This is a genomic window from Streptomyces sp. NPDC041124 (genome assembly GCF_055592385.1).
In genome coordinates this window covers 73,194-89,104 of sequence record NZ_JBVIYR010000007.1, presented here as the reverse complement: position 1 = coordinate 89,104, position 15,911 = coordinate 73,194, and the positions used below count along the sequence as shown (strand labels likewise).

The following is a 15,911-nucleotide window of genomic DNA, read 5'->3' as shown; positions in this document are numbered from 1 at the left end:
ACACACCATCAGACACCTGAACAACACGACACCGCACACCCGTTCTCGACGAGGAAGGCACGGCCGCCGCACGTGAGGGACACACGAGAGAGCCGGCTGCTCCTGGTGCTGCTGATCGCCATCGCGTTCGCACTGATCACGGTGGACATCCGTGGTGGGGAGGATTCCCCGGTCGACGGTGCCCGGCAGGCCGCGGCGACGGTCTTCGGCCCGATCGAGAACGGCGTGTCCAGCGCGGTCGACCCGATCGGCAACGCGGTCACCGCCGTCCGCGAGTCCGGCGACCGGCACGACCGGCTCGCCCGGCTGGAGCAGGAGAACGCGGCGCTCAAGGCCGAACTCGGCAGCGACGACCGCAGCCGCAGCCGCCTCGCCCAGCTCGACAAACTGCTGAGCGTCTCCGGCAAGGGCCAGTACGGCATCAAGGGCGCCCAGGTCATCGCCATAGGAGCGGCCCAGGGCTTCTCCTGGACCATCACCATCGACGCCGGCGCCAACGACGGCATCCAGCGCGACATGACCGTACTCAACGGCGACGGACTCGTCGGCCGCGTCACCACCGTCGGCCCGAACACCGCCACCGTGCTGCTGGCCAGCGACCCCGACTTCACCGTCGGCACCCGCATGGAGGGCTCCGACGAGCTCGGCTTCGCCTCCGGCCAGGGCGACCGCCCGCTGCGCGTCGAACTGCTCAACGGCAAGGCCGAGATCAAGAAGGGCGACCGCCTGGTCACCTTCGGCTCACAGGCCGACAAGCCGTTCGTGCCCGGCGTCCCCGTCGGCGTCGTCTCCCGCGTCGACCCCTCCGGCGGCGACCTCACCCGCACCCTCTACGTCACGCCCTACGTCAGCTTCAGCAAGCTCGACGTCGTGGGCGTCGTCGTCCAGGCCCCCCAGAAGGACCCGCGCGACACGGTGTTGCCCAAGAAGCCCGAGCCGACCCCCACACCGACCGTGACGGTGACCGTCACCCCCTCCGCCCCTGCCGACGGCCCGAACCAGCAAGAGCAGTAGGAGCTGTCACCCCATGCGCGTCAACCGGATCCTGCTCTCCAGCTCCCTGATCGTCGTCGCCCTGGTGATCCAGGTGAGCGTCCTCGCCCGCCTCCACCTCCCGGGCGCCGTCCCCGACCTGCTGCTGCTCACCGTCCTCGGCCTCGCCCTCGTCTACGGCCACGTCGGCGGCGCCCTCGTCGGGTTCGGCGCCGGACTCCTCGCCGACCTCGCCCCGCCCGCCGACCACGCCGCCGGCCGCTACGCCCTCGTGCTGTGCGTCATCGGCTACCTCGCCGGACTCGTCAAGCCCGAGAGCGGCCAGGTCCGGTCGGCCACCGGCCCCATGGTCGTGGTCGTCGCCGCCGCGGTCGGCTCGACCCTCCTCTACGCCGGTGTCGGCGCCCTGGTCGGCGACACCGCCGCACGCCATGTCGGCCTCGGCTCCCTGCTGTTCACCGCAGCCCTGTACGACCTGCTGCTCGCACCGTTCGTCGTGCCCGGCGTCATGGCCCTGGCCCGGCGCACCGAGAACGACCCGCTCGCCGAGACCGGCTCCACGGCGTCCGGCGACATCTCCTCCGGCTGGCTCTCCGGCGGCACCGGACTGCGCATCGGCGGCCAGCGCGGCGGACTGAAGGTCAAGGCGGCCCGGGCCCGGACGGCCCGCGCCGGACGCATCAAGGGGGTCAAGCGACTGTGACCTCCCGCACCTTCTCCCGATACTTCACTCCGACGAGTGAACGACGGCGGAACGCCGACCGGCGCACCGGCCGTTCATCCCTCGTACGCCCCCACGCCCACACGCTCTGAGAGAGGAGGAAACCGCGTGACCAACATCCCCGAGACCGGCCGCAACCCGCGGGTCCAGATCCGGCTCGTCGTCATCCAGGTCCTCGTCATCTCCCTCCTCGGCACCCTCGGCGGGCGCCTGTGGTACCTCCAGATCCGCGAGGGCGACCAGTACGCCAGACAAGCCTCCGGCAACCACGTCCAGCAGGTCGTCCAACCGGCCGTCCGCGGCTCCATCCTGGACGCACGCGGAGTGGCCCTCGCGGACAACGAGACCCGGCTCGTCGTCTCCGCCTCCCGCACCGACCTCCTGAAGATGAAGGACGACGGCAAGGCGGTCCTCACCAAACTCGCCGGCGTCCTCGGCATGAAGCCCGAAGAGGTCGAACAGAAGGTCCGGCTGTGCAACGCCGAGACCCCCCAGCCCTGCTGGAACGGCTCGCCCTACCAGCCCATCCCCATCACCGACGAGGCCACCCCCAAGCAGGCCCTGCAGATCCGCGAACGCGCCGAGGACTTCCCCGGCATCACCGCCGAACCGCAGGCCCTGCGCCGCTACACCAGCCCCGGCAAGGCCAACACCGCCCAGGTCCTCGGCTACCTCTCGCCCGTCACCGACGAGGAGATCCAGAAGGCGCAGGACACCAGCTCGCCCTACCTGCGCTCCGACATGGTCGGCCGCTCCGGCCTCGAGCGCCAGTACGACAAGCAGTTGCGCGGCAAGGCCGGCGTCACCCGCTACGAGGTCGACAAACTCGGCCGCGTCCTCGGCCAGGCCGAGGCCGACCCCGCCCAGCCCGGCGCCAACCTCGTCACCAGCATCGACTCCCGCGTCCAGCGCATCGCCGAGTACGAACTGAACGAGGCGATGAAGGAAGCCCGCAAGCAGCACGACCGCAACACCAACCGCAATTACGAGGCCGACTCCGGCGCCGTCGTCGTCATGGAGGCCAAGACCGGACGCGTCGTCGCCATGGCCTCCAACCCCACCTACGACCCCAACGCCTGGGTGGGCGGCATCTCCGCCAAGGACTACGCCGCCCTCACCGGCAAGGACTCCAACTACCCGCTGCTCAACCGCGCCATCCAGGGCCAGTCGGCACCCGGCTCCATCTTCAAGGTCATCCCGACGGCCGCCGCCATCAACGCCGGGTACTCCTTCGAAGGCCCCTACGAGTGCTCCAGCTCGTACTCCATCGGCGGCCAGGTCTTCAAGAACTTCGAGTCCCAGAGCTTCGGCGGCATCAGCCTCGGCCGCGCCCTGGAGGTCTCCTGCGACACCGTCTTCTACCGCCTCTCCCACGAGGAGTGGAAGCGCGACGGCGGCAACAAGCCGAAGAAGAAGACCAACGACTGGTTCTACAAGACCTCCCACCAGTTCGGCCTCGGCAAGGAAACCGGCATCGACCTGCCCAACGAGGTGACCGGCCGCGTCCCCGACCGCCAGTGGAAGAAGGACTACTGGACGGCCAACAAGGACTCCTGGTGCAAGTACGGCAAGAAGGACGGCAGCTACGCCGAGAAGATCGCCTACGAGAACTGCCTCGAAGGCAACCGGCTCCGCGCGGGTGACTCCGTCAACTACTCCATCGGCCAGGGCGACACCCTCGTCACCCCCATCCAGATGGCCACCATCTACGCGGCCCTCGCCAACGGCGGCAGCCTCTACCACCCCACCGTCGGCAAGGCCGTCATCAGCCCCGACGGCAAGACGGTCGAGGAGATCGAACCGAAGACGTACGGCAAGCTGCCGATGACGAAGAAGACCCTCGCCCAGATAGACGAAGCCCTCGAGGGAGTCGCCACCCGCGGTACGGCCGCGTGGCGGTTCGGGGGCTGGCCGCAGGACGAGATCCCGATGCACGCCAAGACCGGTACCGCGGAGGTCCACGGCAAGCAGACCACCTCCTGGTTCGCCACGTACACCAAGGACTACTCGATCGTCATGACGATCTCCCAGGGTGGTACTGGCTCCGGCGCCTCGGGCCCCGCCGTGCGCAACATCTACAACGCCCTCTACGGCGTCTCCCCGGAGGGCGAGATCGACAAGAAGAAGGCGCTGCTGCCCACACCGCAGAAGGCCCTCCCCACGGTCCGCACCGACGGCACCATTCAGTCCCCGAAGATCTCCAAGGATCCCGCCAAGGACCGGGCCACCCCCTCACCCGGCGCCACCACCCCGCAGGACGACGCTCCCGCCGACCCCCAGCAGACCGGCACGACGCCCTCACCGGAGAACACCAACCGCGACACCCGCCGCCGTGAACGACGCCGGGGCGGCGGACCACGCCCCGGCGACGCCCGCACCCGCTGCCGCGCACACCACCACCGCGGCCGGACCGGAACACGGAGGACGACGTCATGACCGGCGGCGTCAACAGCTTCCAGGTCTCCGGATACGGACCCGAGCGGGCCGGCTGGACCAGGCTCTTCGCCCGCGACTCCCTCGCCCGCCGCATGGACTGGCCGATACTGCTCTCGGCACTCGCCCTGTCCCTGCTCGGCTCCCTCCTGGTCTACTCGGCCACCCGCAACCGCACCGAACTCAACCAGGGCGACCCCTACTACTTCCTCGTCCGGCACTGGCTCAACACCGGCATCGGAATCGCCCTGATGATCGGCGCCCTCTGGCTCGGCCACCGCGCCCTGCGCACCGCCGTGCCCCTGCTGTACGGAGCCTCGGTCTTCCTGATCCTCCTGGTGCTCACCCCCCTGGGCTCCACGATCAACGGCGCCCACTCCTGGATCAAGCTCCCCGGCGGCTTCTCCCTCCAGCCCTCCGAATTCGTCAAGATCACGATCATCCTCGGCATGGCGATGCTGCTCGCCGCCAGGGTCGACGCCGGCGACAAGCCCTACCCCGACCACCGCACCGTCCTCCAGGCCCTCGGCCTCGCGGTCGTCCCCATGCTGATCGTGATGCTCATGCCCGACCTCGGGTCGGTCATGGTCATGGTCGTCATCGTCCTCGGCGTCCTGCTCGCCTCCGGCGCCTCCAACCGCTGGGTCTTCGGCCTGATGAGCGCCGGCGCGATCGGCGCCGTCACCGTCTGGCAGATCGGCGTCCTCGACGAGTACCAGATCAACCGCTTCGCCGCCTTCGCCAACCCCGAACTCGACCCGGCCGGCGTCGGCTACAACACCAACCAGGCCCGCATCGCCATCGGCTCCGGCGGACTGACCGGCTCCGGCCTCTTCCAGGGCTCCCAGACCACCGGCCAGTTCGTCCCCGAGCAGCAGACCGACTTCGTCTTCACCGTCGCCGGTGAGGAACTCGGCTTCGTCGGCGGCGCACTGATCATCGCCCTCCTCGGCGTCATCCTCTGGCGCGCCTGCCGCATCGCCCGCGACACCACCGACCTCTACGGCACCGTCGTCGCCGCCGGCATCGTCGCCTGGTTCGGCTTCCAGACCTTCGAGAACATCGGCATGACCCTCGGCATCATGCCGGTCACCGGCCTGCCCCTGCCCTTCGTCTCCTACGGCGGCTCCTCCATGTTCGCCACATGGCTGGCGGTCGGCCTGCTCCAGTCGATCAAACTGCAACGGCCGATGTCCGCCTGACCCCCGACACCCCCCGGGGCCGCGCGACCGCCGCCCCCTCCGGCAGCCCCGCACGTCACCGGTGCGGAGCGGCCCACTGCCGCTCCGCACCCACGGCGACTAGATTCGACCCATGGCGGACACCAAGCGAGAGATCGAACGCAAGTACGAGTCCGACACCGGCGGGCTGCCCGACCTGACCCGCGTCCCCGGCGTCGCCTCCGTCCACGACCAGGGCGTCACCCACCTCGACGCGGTCTACCACGACACCGCCGACGAACGCCTCGCCGCGTCCGCCGTCACCCTGCGCCGCCGCACCGGCGGCGCCGACGCCGGCTGGCACCTCAAGTTCCCCGTCGCCCCCGGCGTGCGCGACGAGATCCGCGCCCCACTCTCCGACACCCTCCCCGGCGAACTCGCCGCCCTCGTCCGCTCCCGCGTCCGCGACCACCCCCTGCGCCCCGTCGTCCGCCTGCGCTCCGACCGTGACGTACGCCACCTCCTCGACGCCGACGGCCGGCTCCTCGCCGAGGTCAGCTTCGACACCGTCCACGCCGAACGCCTCACCGGTGCCGGCGGCACCGCCCGGTGGACCGAGATCGAGGTCGAACTCGCCGACGACGGCGACCCCGCCTTCCTCGACAAGGTCGAAAAACGCCTCCGCAAGGCCGGCGCCCGCCCCGCGCGGTCGTCCTCCAAACTGGCCAGGGCCCTGGCCGAGACGGCCCCGCACGGCACCACCACCCCGGCCACGTCACCCACCCCCGCCACGGCACCCGAAGCGGCCCCGAAACAGAAACGGCGCTCCCGCACGGTCGGCGAACCCGTCACCGCAGGCGACCACGTCCTCGCCTACGTCCGCGCCCAGCGCGACGCCCTCGTCGAACTCGACCCCGCCGTACGCCAGGACCTCCCCGACGCCGTGCACAGCATGCGCGTCGCCACCCGCCGCCTGCGCAGCACCTTCCGCACCTTCCGCACCGTCCTGGACCGGGAGACGACCGACCCCGTCGCCACCGACCTCAAGTGGCTGGCCGGCGAGCTCGGCCTCGACCGCGACCAGGAAGTCCTCGCCGAACGCCTCGAGACCGCCCTCGCCGACCTGCCCCCCGACCTCGTCCACGGCCCCGTCGGCGACCGCCTCACCCACTGGGCCGAGGCCCGCCACGCCGGAGCCCGCGGACGGCTCACCGGCATCCTCGACTCCCGCCGCTACCTCACCCTCCTCGACACCCTGGACGCCCTGATCGACCACCCGCCCCTGCGCAAGAAGGCCGGAGCCGAGCCGGAGAAGGTCCTCACCAAGGCCGTACGCAAGGACCTCGACAAACTCACCGGACTCGTCACCCACGCTCTCGGCCTCCCGCCCGGCACCGACCGCGACATCGCCATCCACGAGGCCCGCAAGAAGACCAAGCGCACCCGCTACGCCGCCGAGGCCGCCACCCCCGCGCTCGGCAAACCCGCCAAGCGGCTCGTCGCGTCCATGAAGTCGCTCCAGGGCCTGCTCGGCGACCACCAGGACAGCGTCATGGCCCGCCAGACCCTGCGGGAACTCGCCGCCGTCGCCCACGCGGCGGGGGAGAACGCCTTCACCTACGGCGTCCTCCACGCCCGCGAGGAACGCCGCGCGGAGCTCGCCGAGCACGCCCTCCCCGACGCCTGGGCCTCGATCACCGGTGATCACCGGCGCTGGACGGCGTAGGGAGTACCCCTCCGGCCGCGTTACGCTGAATGGTCACCCCACTCAGCACACAAAGGTTCGCGAGATGCCTGCCGAAGCCGCCGAGTCTGTGTTCCCGCAGCTCGAAGCTCTGCTCCCGCATGTGCAGAAGCCGATCCAGTACGTCGGCGGAGAGCTCAACTCCACGGTCAAGCCGTGGGAGAGCTGCGACGTCCGCTGGGCGCTCATGTACCCGGACGCCTACGAGGTCGGACTGCCCAACCAGGGCGTCATGATCCTCTACGAGGTCCTCAACGAACAGGACGGCGTCCTCGCCGAGCGCACCTACAGCGTCTGGCCGGACCTCGAGGCGCTGATGCGGGAGCACCACGTCCCGCAGTTCACCGTCGACAGCCACCGCCCGGTGAAGAACTTCGACGTGTTCGGCCTGAGCTTCTCCACCGAGCTCGGCTACACCAACATGCTCACCGCCCTGGACCTGGCCGGCATCCCCCTGGAGGCCAGGGACCGGACGCTGGACGACCCGATCGTCATGGCCGGCGGCCACGCGGCCTTCAACCCCGAGCCGATCGCCGACTTCATCGACTGCGCGGTCATCGGCGACGGCGAGCAGGCGGTCCTGGAGGCCACCCGGATCATCCGTGCCTGGAAGGAGGAGGGCCGCCCCGGCGGCCGCGAGGAACTCCTCTTCCGGCTCGCCAGGACCGGCGGGGTGTACGTCCCCGGCTTCTACGACGTCGAGTACCTGCCCGACGGCCGGATCGCCCGCGTCGTACCGAACAGGTCCGGCGTCCCGTGGCGCGTCTCCAAGCACACCGTCATGGACCTCGACGAGTGGCCCTACCCCAAGCAGCCCCTCGTCCCGCTGGCCGAGACGGTCCACGAGCGCATGTCCGTGGAGATCTTCCGCGGCTGCACCCGCGGCTGCCGCTTCTGCCAGGCCGGCATGATCACCCGCCCGGTGCGCGAGCGCTCCATCACGGGCATCGGCGAGATGGTCGAGAAGGGCCTGAAGGCGACCGGCTTCGAGGAGGTCGGCCTGCTCTCCCTGTCCTCGGCGGACCACTCCGAGATCGGCGACGTCGCCAAGGGCCTCGCGGACCGCTACGAGGAAGACAAGATCGGCCTCTCCCTCCCCTCGACCCGCGTCGACGCCTTCAACATCGACCTGGCCAACGAGCTGACCCGCAACGGCCGCCGCTCGGGCCTCACCTTCGCGCCGGAGGGCGGCTCGGAGCGCATCCGCAAGGTCATCAACAAGATGGTCTCCGAGGACGACCTCATCAGGACCGTCGCCACCGCCTACGGCAACGGCTGGCGCCAGGTGAAGCTGTACTTCATGTGCGGTCTGCCCACCGAGACCGACGACGACGTCCTCCAGATCGCCGACATGGCCACCCGTGTGATCGCCAAGGGCCGCGAGGTCTCCGGCTCCAACGACATCCGCTGCACGGTCTCCATCGGCGGCTTCGTCCCCAAGCCGCACACCCCGTTCCAGTGGGCGCCGCAGCTCTCCGCCGAGGAGACCGACGAGCGTCTCGGCAAGCTCCGCGACAAGATCCGCGGGGACAAGAAGTACGGCCGTTCCATCGGCTTCCGCTACCACGACGGCAAGCCCGGCATCGTCGAGGGCCTGCTCTCCCGCGGTGACCGCCGCATCGGCGCGGTCATCCGCGCGGTCTACGAGGACGGCGGCCGCTTCGACGGCTGGCGCGAGCACTTCTCCTACGACCGCTGGATGACCTGCGCCGACAAGACGCTGCCCTCCTTCGGCGTCGACGTCGACTGGTACACCACCCGCGAGCGCTCCTACGAGGAGGTCCTCCCCTGGGACCACCTCGACTCCGGTCTCGACAAGGACTGGCTGTGGGAGGACTGGCAGGACGCCCTCGACGAGACGGAGGTCGAGGACTGCCGCTGGACCCCGTGCTTCGATTGCGGCGTGTGTCCTCAGATGGACACCAGCATTCAGATCGGACCGACGGGCAAGAAGCTGCTGCCCCTCACGGTCAAGAACTCGACCGCGGTCGGCTGAGACCGCGTGCCGCACGGCCCGGGGCCCGTTCGCTTGGGTGCGAACGGGCCCCGGGCCGTTGTGGTGCGCCTGGAGCGGGCGGGCGCGACGTGAGGTGGACAGCGCGGGAACACCCCTGTGGCTGCCGGGCTACGGGACCTCGCGGCCGTACGGGCGGACGCGGTGACGGGGGGCGACGGTGCGGCGGGGCGGGCGGGTGAGGGTGATCTGGCGGACCAGTTGCTGGAAGCAGGCCAGGGCGGCCACGCCCGGGAGGGCCGCCGCGGCGGTGTCGGTGATGGTGCGGGGGGCCTGGGCCACGCAGAGCAGGACCGCGACGGAGGAGAAGAGCAGGACGACGAACCAGGAGTGCAGCGCGCGCCGTTGGTGCAGTGCCGCGCGGAGGATGGAGAGGGAGCCCGCCAGCCACGGGCCGTAGACGAGGATGGGCCACCAGGCGGAGGAACTGCCGCTGCTGTGCGCGGTGGTGACGAGGAGCAGGGGTTCGTAGGTGACCACGCCGCTGAAGACGCTCACCATGGACACGGTGACCGCTGCCATGGCGGCGATGACGTAACTGGCGACGCGCAGCGCGTCGGGGCGCTTGCGCGGGGGCTTGCGGTGGCCGCGCGGGGCCGGCGCGCGCAGGGGCGGCAGTTCGGCCGTGATCTCCTGGAGGTTGCCCATGGGGCTGCCCGCGGGGGGTGCGGTGACGGAGGGCTCCTCGCGCGGAGGCGGGACGGTTCTGCCGTACTCCTCGCCGCGGGCCTCCTGGAGCAGGTAGGCGAGTTCCTCGGCCGGGTCCCAGGGCGGGACGGAGGGATCCATCGGGTCCCAGGGCGGGACGGCCGGGTCCGCCGCCGGGTTCCAGGGCGGGACGGCCGGCTCCACGGGGTCCGCGTAGACGGCTCCGGCCCGGTGCCGTCCGGTGCCCGCCTCGGTGTACTGGTCCGGGATGTCGGCGCTGTACCAGAGAGGGTCGTAGCGTTCATCATTCATGTCAGAATTGATTCATCGGGCCGGCGGGAGCGGTCAACATCGTTTCTGCAAAGTGGAGTTGGGGTGGCTCTGACCTGCTTGCCTTCATACAGCGACTAACGGCCCCTGTTTCACTTGGATGCGCGGCGAATGAGTGAACGGCCGTGCTGACCATTGCTTTATATGAGCCTCGTCACTGCGATTTCTCGAGGGGCGTTCGGCGGATGAGCGACGTCCGTGCCGCCGTGGGGCATCCGCGCGGGCCGCGCCGGCGTCCACGCCGGTGTGGATCTCGGGACATCGTGGGAACCCGCGCAGTACGCCCGGGTGAGGGAACCGCCGGCCCGGCTCGGACGTACTCTGAAAGGGACCGCGACCCCGGTCCCCGGCCGGGACACCAGGGTCGTCGTACAGCCGTACGCTAGAAGGGAGGCGCGCCCCGCGCCTCCTCGCAACGAGGAGAAGATCCACTGGGCAAGCGACAGCCCGAAGGCCCGCCGCCCGCACCCGCGGTGCAGCGCATCCGACTGCGCTACACCAAGCGCGGCCGCCTCCGGTTCACCAGCCACCGTGACTTCCAGCGTGCCTTCGAGCGCGCGCTGCGCCGCGCCGAGGTGCCCATGGCGTACTCGGCGGGGTTCACGCCGCACCCGAAGGTGTCGTACGCCAATGCCGCACCCACCGGCACGGGCAGCGAGGCCGAGTACCTGGAGATCGCGCTCACCGAGCCACGCGACCCCGAGCGGCTGAAAGGCCTGCTCGACGAGTCGATGCCCGCCGGACTCGACATCGTCGAGGCGGTCGAGGCCCGTACCTCCGGCCTCGCCGACCGGCTCACCGCCTCCGTGTGGGAGCTGCGGCTGGACGGCGTGGCCCCCGAGGACGCCCGCCGGGCGGTGGACGTCTTCGACGCGGCCGAGACCGTCGAGGTCCAGCGCCGCACCAAGAACGGTGTCCGTACCTTCGACGCCCGCTCCGCGGTCGTGGCCCTGGAGTGCGTGGAGGCCGGATCGTCGCAGCCTGATAGGCCGACCGGCCGGCCCTGTGCGATACTGCGGCTGGTTGTTCGGCACGTGACGCCTGCCGTACGACCCGACGACGTCCTGTCCGGTCTCCGCGCCGTGGCCGACCTGGCGCCGCCGGTCCCCGCAGCGGTGACCAGGCTGGCGCAGGGGCTGTTCGATGAAGAGACCGGCACGGTGACCGACCCGCTCGCGCCCGACCGCGAGGCAGCAGCGACCGAGCCGCAACCGGCCGGCGCCACTGCCGCCGCGACGGCGCCGGCGTAGGGAAGGTCCCGCGCAGGGACGGACGTCGGACAAGCGCCGCCCTCGAACTCGGGAGCCACCTGGGTCGGGCAGCGCACCGACCAGAAGACTTTCGCCAGGCCGTACGCATTCGGCGTACGGAACCGGCGAGACAGGACACAGAAAGCTCCCGAGCGGCGCCCGCGCCCCGGACGGCGGCAACCGCGCACCGCGCGAGCCGCGGACGTCACCGGCATCGCCGGGCCAGGTGCGGCGCCCGGGAGCCTGACGGGAGAACCGCCCGCATGCTCGAGCCGATCGAGCCCACCCAGGGCTCCGAACCGAACACCCCCAGCGACACCCTGCCGCCCAGGCGTCGGCGTGCCGCGTCCCGCCCGGCGGGCCCGCCCGCCGCCGCGGCCGACACGACTGCCGAGACCGTCGCGCCGGCCGTACCGGCCGCGGAGGTCGCCGACACGCCCGGGCCCGCAGAGCCCGTGGACGCGCCGGACAGCACCGGGGCCGGGGAGAAGACCGAGGCCGCCGCGCCCCGGCGCCGCCGTGTGGTCCGCCGCGCGGCCGCGCCCGCCGGGGCACCCGCGGAAGCCGCGGAGACCGTCGTACCGGCGGCCCCCGCCGCGGACGTGACCGCTCCGGCCCCCGAGCCCGCCGCCACCGCGGACACCTCCGAGGACGCCGCCCCCCGGCGCACCCGCCGCCGGGCGACGCGCACGGTGACCACGCCGTCCGCCGTCCCGGAGACCCCCGAGATCCCGGAGACCGCCGAAGAGGCCGAAGCGGCCGAAGCGGCCCCCGATGCGGCAGAGGCCCCCGAGGCCGGCGAGACCGCCCAGGACGCCGCTCCACGCCGCACCCGTCGCCGTGCCACGCGCACCGCCGCGGCGCCGGCGGCCCCCGCCGAGGCGGCTGTGACCGCGGACGGCGCCGAGCAGGCGCAGACCCCCGCGGAGCAGGCCCAGCCGGCCGAGACCACCGAAACCGATGGGACGGCCGTGACCGACGAGGACGCCGCCCCGCGCCGCACCCGGCGTCGTGCCTCGCGCCGCGCCTCCGCGCCCGCCGGCGCCCCGGTGACCGCCGAGACGGCGGAGGGCGACGCGGGTGAGCCCGCCCAGGCCGCCCCGGCCGCCGAGGAGGCCCCGGTGGCCGAGAGTGAGAAGCGGACGGAGACCGGGACCGAGCAGGCCCCGGAGGCCGCCGAAACCCCCGCCGCCGCCCCCGCCGACGACGACGCCGCGCCGCGCCGCCGCCGTCGCACGGTCCGCAAGGCCGCCGCCGGCTTCGCCGAGCCCGCGCGCACCGGCCGCACCGCTGCCGCATCCGACGCATCCGCCGGCTCCGACGAGGCGGAAGGCTCGCCCCGGCGCCCCGCACGCCCGGCCGTCGCCGTGTTCCAGCCGCCGGTGTTCACCGAACCCCGCTTCCAGACCCCCGAGCGGGCCGCCGCCGAGGCCGCGGCCGAGGTCGTCGCGCCGGCCGAGCCGGAGGACGAGACCGAGGAGTTCGCGCAGGAGCAGCCCGCCGCGTCCCGTCGCCGTCGCCGTCGCCGCGGCGCGGGTGACGAGACCGAGCCCGCCGAGGCCGCTCCCGCGACCCACGCCGACGACGAGGCGGAGGAGGCGGACGAGGCGGACCAGCCGGCCGACGACCACGCCGACACCGAGGACTCCGACGACAGCGAGTCCTCCGGTGCGCGCCGCCGTCGTCGCCGCGGCGGCCGTCGCCGCCGGCGCGGTGAGTCCGCCGACTCCGACGCCGAGGGCGGCGAGTCCGCGGACGAGGACGCCGACACCGAGCGGACCGCCTCGCAGCAGGCCGCCCAGGACGCCGAGGACACCGCCGAGCAGACCGAGGAGGACGCCGAGGACCGCGAGGACCGCGAGGACTCCGGCGGTTCCAGCAGCAGCCGCCGTCGCCGTCGCCGCCGTCGCCGGGCCGGTGACAGCGGGGGTGGCGACGGCGACACCTCCACCGACGACCCCGAGCGCACCGTCGTCAAGGTGCGCGAGCCGCGCAAGGCGAGCGAACCGTCGGACGAGGTGCAGTCCATCAAGGGCTCCACGCGCCTGGAGGCGAAGAAGCAGCGCCGCCGCGAGGGACGCGAGCAGGGCCGCCGCCGCGTGCCGATCATCACCGAGGCCGAGTTCCTGGCCCGCCGCGAGGCCGTCGAGCGCGTCATGGTGGTCCGCCAGTACGGCGACCGCACACAGATCGGTGTCCTGGAGGACGGGGTGCTCGTCGAGCACTACGTCAACAAGGAGCAGGCCACTTCGTACGTCGGCAACGTCTACCTCGGCAAGGTGCAGAACGTGCTCCCGTCGATGGAGGCCGCCTTCATCGACATCGGCAAGGGCCGCAACGCGGTGCTCTACGCCGGCGAGGTCAACTTCGAGGCGCTGGGCATGGGCCACGGCCCGCGCCGCATCGAGTCCGCGCTGAAGTCCGGCCAGTCGGTCCTGGTCCAGGTGACCAAGGACCCGATCGGGCACAAGGGCGCCCGCCTCACCAGTCAGGTCTCCCTTCCGGGCCGCTACCTCGTGTACGTCCCCGAGGGCTCGATGACCGGCATCAGCCGCAAGCTGCCCGACACCGAGCGGGCCCGGCTGAAGACCATCCTCAAGAAGATCGTCCCCGAGGACGCGGGCGTCATCGTGCGCACCGCCGCCGAGGGCGCGAGCGAGGACGAGCTGCGCCGCGACGTCGAGCGGCTCCAGGCGCAGTGGGAGGAGATCAGGAAGAAGTCCAAGAACGGCGGCACCGCGCCGACGCTGCTGTACGGCGAGCCGGACATGACCGTCCGGGTCGTGCGGGACATCTTCAACGAGGACTTCACCAAGGTCGTCGTCAGTGGTGACGACGCCTGGGAGACCATCCACGGGTACGTGTCGCACGTGGCGCCGGACCTGGCCGGGCGGCTGTCCCGGTGGACCAGCGAGGTCGACGTCTTCGCCACCTACCGGATCGACGAGCAGCTCGCCAAGGCGCTGGACCGCAAGGTCTGGCTGCCCAGCGGCGGTTCGCTGGTCATCGACCGGACCGAGGCGATGGTCGTCGTCGACGTCAACACCGGCAAGTTCACCGGTCAGGGCGGCAACCTCGAGGAGACGGTCACCAGGAACAACCTGGAGGCGGCCGAGGAGATCGTGCGCCAGCTGCGGCTGCGCGACCTCGGCGGCATCATCGTCATCGACTTCATCGACATGGTCCTGGAGTCCAACCGCGACCTGGTGCTGCGGCGCCTGCTGGAGTGCCTGGGCCGCGACCGTACGAAGCACCAGGTCGCCGAGGTCACCTCGCTGGGCCTGGTGCAGATGACCCGCAAGCGGGTCGGCCAGGGCCTGCTGGAGTCCTTCTCCGAGACCTGCGTCCACTGCAACGGGCGCGGTGTCCTGGTGCATCTGGACCAGCCGGCCGCCGCCGGCGGTGGCGGCAAGCGCAGGAAGCGGGCGCGGGCCGGCGGGGCGGAAGCGCCGCACGAGCACGAGCACGAGGCCGTGGACACCGGGACGGCGGAGGAGGAAGCCGAGGCCGAGGCCGAGTCGGTGGCCGAGGTCGCCGCCGAGCCGGCCGCCCTCCCGGTACCCGAGTTCACGCCGGACGAGGAGCTGTACAGCAGCGCCGCCGAGGCGGAGGCCGCGGCCACCCGTGGCCGTACGCGCCGCCGGGCGAGCCGGCGGGCGTCCGCGCCCGCGGGCGCGCCGAAGCGGGAGACCGCCCGGGCCGCCGAGGCCACGCAGGCGGCGGAGGCCGTCGACGAGCGGACCGAGGAGCCCGTCGAGGCCGTGGAGTCCGTGCCGGCCGGGGCCCCGACGGCCCAGGACGTGACGGCAGCCGAGGAGGCCGCGCGTCCGGTGCAGCCGGAGTCGGCCGCCGAAGCGCTCGCCGAGCCCGCGGCCGTCGAGGACGCCGTGGTGCCCGAGGAGGCCGCGCCCAAGGCCCGTACGCGTCGCCGGGCCACCCGCAAGGTGTCCGCACCGGCCGGTTCCCCGGCGGGAGCGGAGGCCGCGGTGGTCACGGTCGCGGAGCCCGTGAGGACGCAGGAGGCACCGGCGCCCGAGGAGGCCCCCGCCGAGGTGGCCGCCCCGGCGGAGCCCGAGGCCCCGGCCCGCCCGCGCCGCCGCGCGGTGCGCAAGCCGAGCACGTCCACCGCGTCGGAGGACACGGCCGTCGTGGTCGTCCCGTCCGCCCCCGCGGAGGAGCAGGCGCCCTCCGGGGAGCCGGTCGGCGAGAGCGCGGAGAGCGCGGAGACCGCCGACGGTGAGGCGGAGGCCGTTCCGGCCAAGAAGACCGCCCGCAAGGCGGCCAAGAAGGCCACGGCGACGAAGGCCGCCACCAAGAAGACGACGACGGCCAAGAAGACCGCCGCCAAGAAGACGACGGCCAAGAAGGCGGCGACCACCAAGACGGCCGCGGCCAAGAAGACGACCACGAGGAAGACGGCGTCGAAGAAGACCGCGGCCGCGGCGGAGCAGCCGCCGTCCTCGGTCACGGCCGGCACCGAGGACTGACCGGTCCCGGCGGGAACGGCGCGGGACACCGGACAACCACCGGTGTCCCGCGCCGTGCCGTGCACCACTGATGACTGTCCGTCACATGGAATGTCGAGCGAGGTCGTACCGTGCGCGCATGTGGTCACTTA

General features: G+C 72.2%; 9 protein-coding genes. 8 read left to right on the top strand and 1 reads right to left on the bottom strand.

Annotated features, from left to right (window positions below; all coding sequences use genetic code 11):
* The first annotated feature begins 72 nt into the window (after window positions 1–72).
* From mreC to ACZ6A9_RS20010, 6 genes are all read left to right on the top strand, one after another.
* A complete protein-coding gene (gene mreC, locus ACZ6A9_RS20035; RefSeq protein WP_468987334.1) occupies window positions 73–1,014 on the top strand; it encodes a rod shape-determining protein MreC in 942 nt (313 codons plus the stop codon).
* Window positions 1,015–1,027: 13 nt separating this feature from the next.
* Window positions 1,028–1,696 carry a rod shape-determining protein MreD gene (gene mreD / locus ACZ6A9_RS20030; protein WP_468987333.1) on the top strand — a complete coding sequence of 223 codons (669 nt, stop codon included), beginning with the start codon at window positions 1,028–1,030 and terminating at the stop codon, window positions 1,694–1,696.
* A 126-nt stretch (window positions 1,697–1,822) separates the two neighbouring features.
* A complete protein-coding gene (mrdA, locus tag ACZ6A9_RS20025) occupies window positions 1,823–4,150 on the top strand; it encodes a penicillin-binding protein 2 (RefSeq protein ID WP_468987332.1) in 2,328 nt (775 codons plus the stop codon).
* Window positions 4,147–5,349 carry a rod shape-determining protein RodA gene (rodA, locus tag ACZ6A9_RS20020; RefSeq protein WP_468987330.1) on the top strand — a complete coding sequence of 401 codons (1,203 nt, stop codon included), beginning with the start codon at window positions 4,147–4,149 and terminating at the stop codon, window positions 5,347–5,349. Before mrdA ends, rodA begins: the two co-directional genes overlap by 4 nt.
* A gap of 112 nt (window positions 5,350–5,461) precedes the next feature.
* Window positions 5,462–7,033 (top strand): CYTH and CHAD domain-containing protein, encoded by a 1,572-nt coding sequence (locus tag ACZ6A9_RS20015; protein WP_468987328.1) that lies wholly within the window; start codon window positions 5,462–5,464, stop codon window positions 7,031–7,033.
* Between the two features lie 64 nt (window positions 7,034–7,097).
* Window positions 7,098–9,047: a TIGR03960 family B12-binding radical SAM protein gene (locus ACZ6A9_RS20010; protein ID WP_468987325.1), complete on the top strand. Its 1,950-nt coding sequence runs from the start codon at window positions 7,098–7,100 to the stop codon at window positions 9,045–9,047.
* 129 nt (window positions 9,048–9,176) lie between these two features.
* On the opposite strand, the gene ACZ6A9_RS20005 is transcribed toward ACZ6A9_RS20010, so the two are convergent.
* On the bottom strand, window positions 9,177–10,025 hold the full coding sequence (locus ACZ6A9_RS20005) for a hypothetical protein (protein ID WP_468987323.1): 849 nt from the start codon (window positions 10,023–10,025) through the stop codon (window positions 9,177–9,179).
* 491 nt (window positions 10,026–10,516) lie between these two features.
* Between ACZ6A9_RS20005 and ACZ6A9_RS20000 the strand changes: the two genes are divergently transcribed.
* The gene (locus ACZ6A9_RS20000; RefSeq protein WP_468987322.1) at window positions 10,517–11,293 is read left to right on the top strand and encodes a TIGR03936 family radical SAM-associated protein; all 777 of its coding nucleotides are present in this window, start codon (window positions 10,517–10,519) and stop codon (window positions 11,291–11,293) included.
* A 263-nt stretch (window positions 11,294–11,556) separates the two neighbouring features.
* Complete coding sequence (locus ACZ6A9_RS19995) at window positions 11,557–15,780, top strand: Rne/Rng family ribonuclease (protein ID WP_468987320.1); 4,224 nt, start codon at window positions 11,557–11,559, stop codon at window positions 15,778–15,780.
* The last annotated feature ends 131 nt before the right edge of the window (window positions 15,781–15,911 follow it).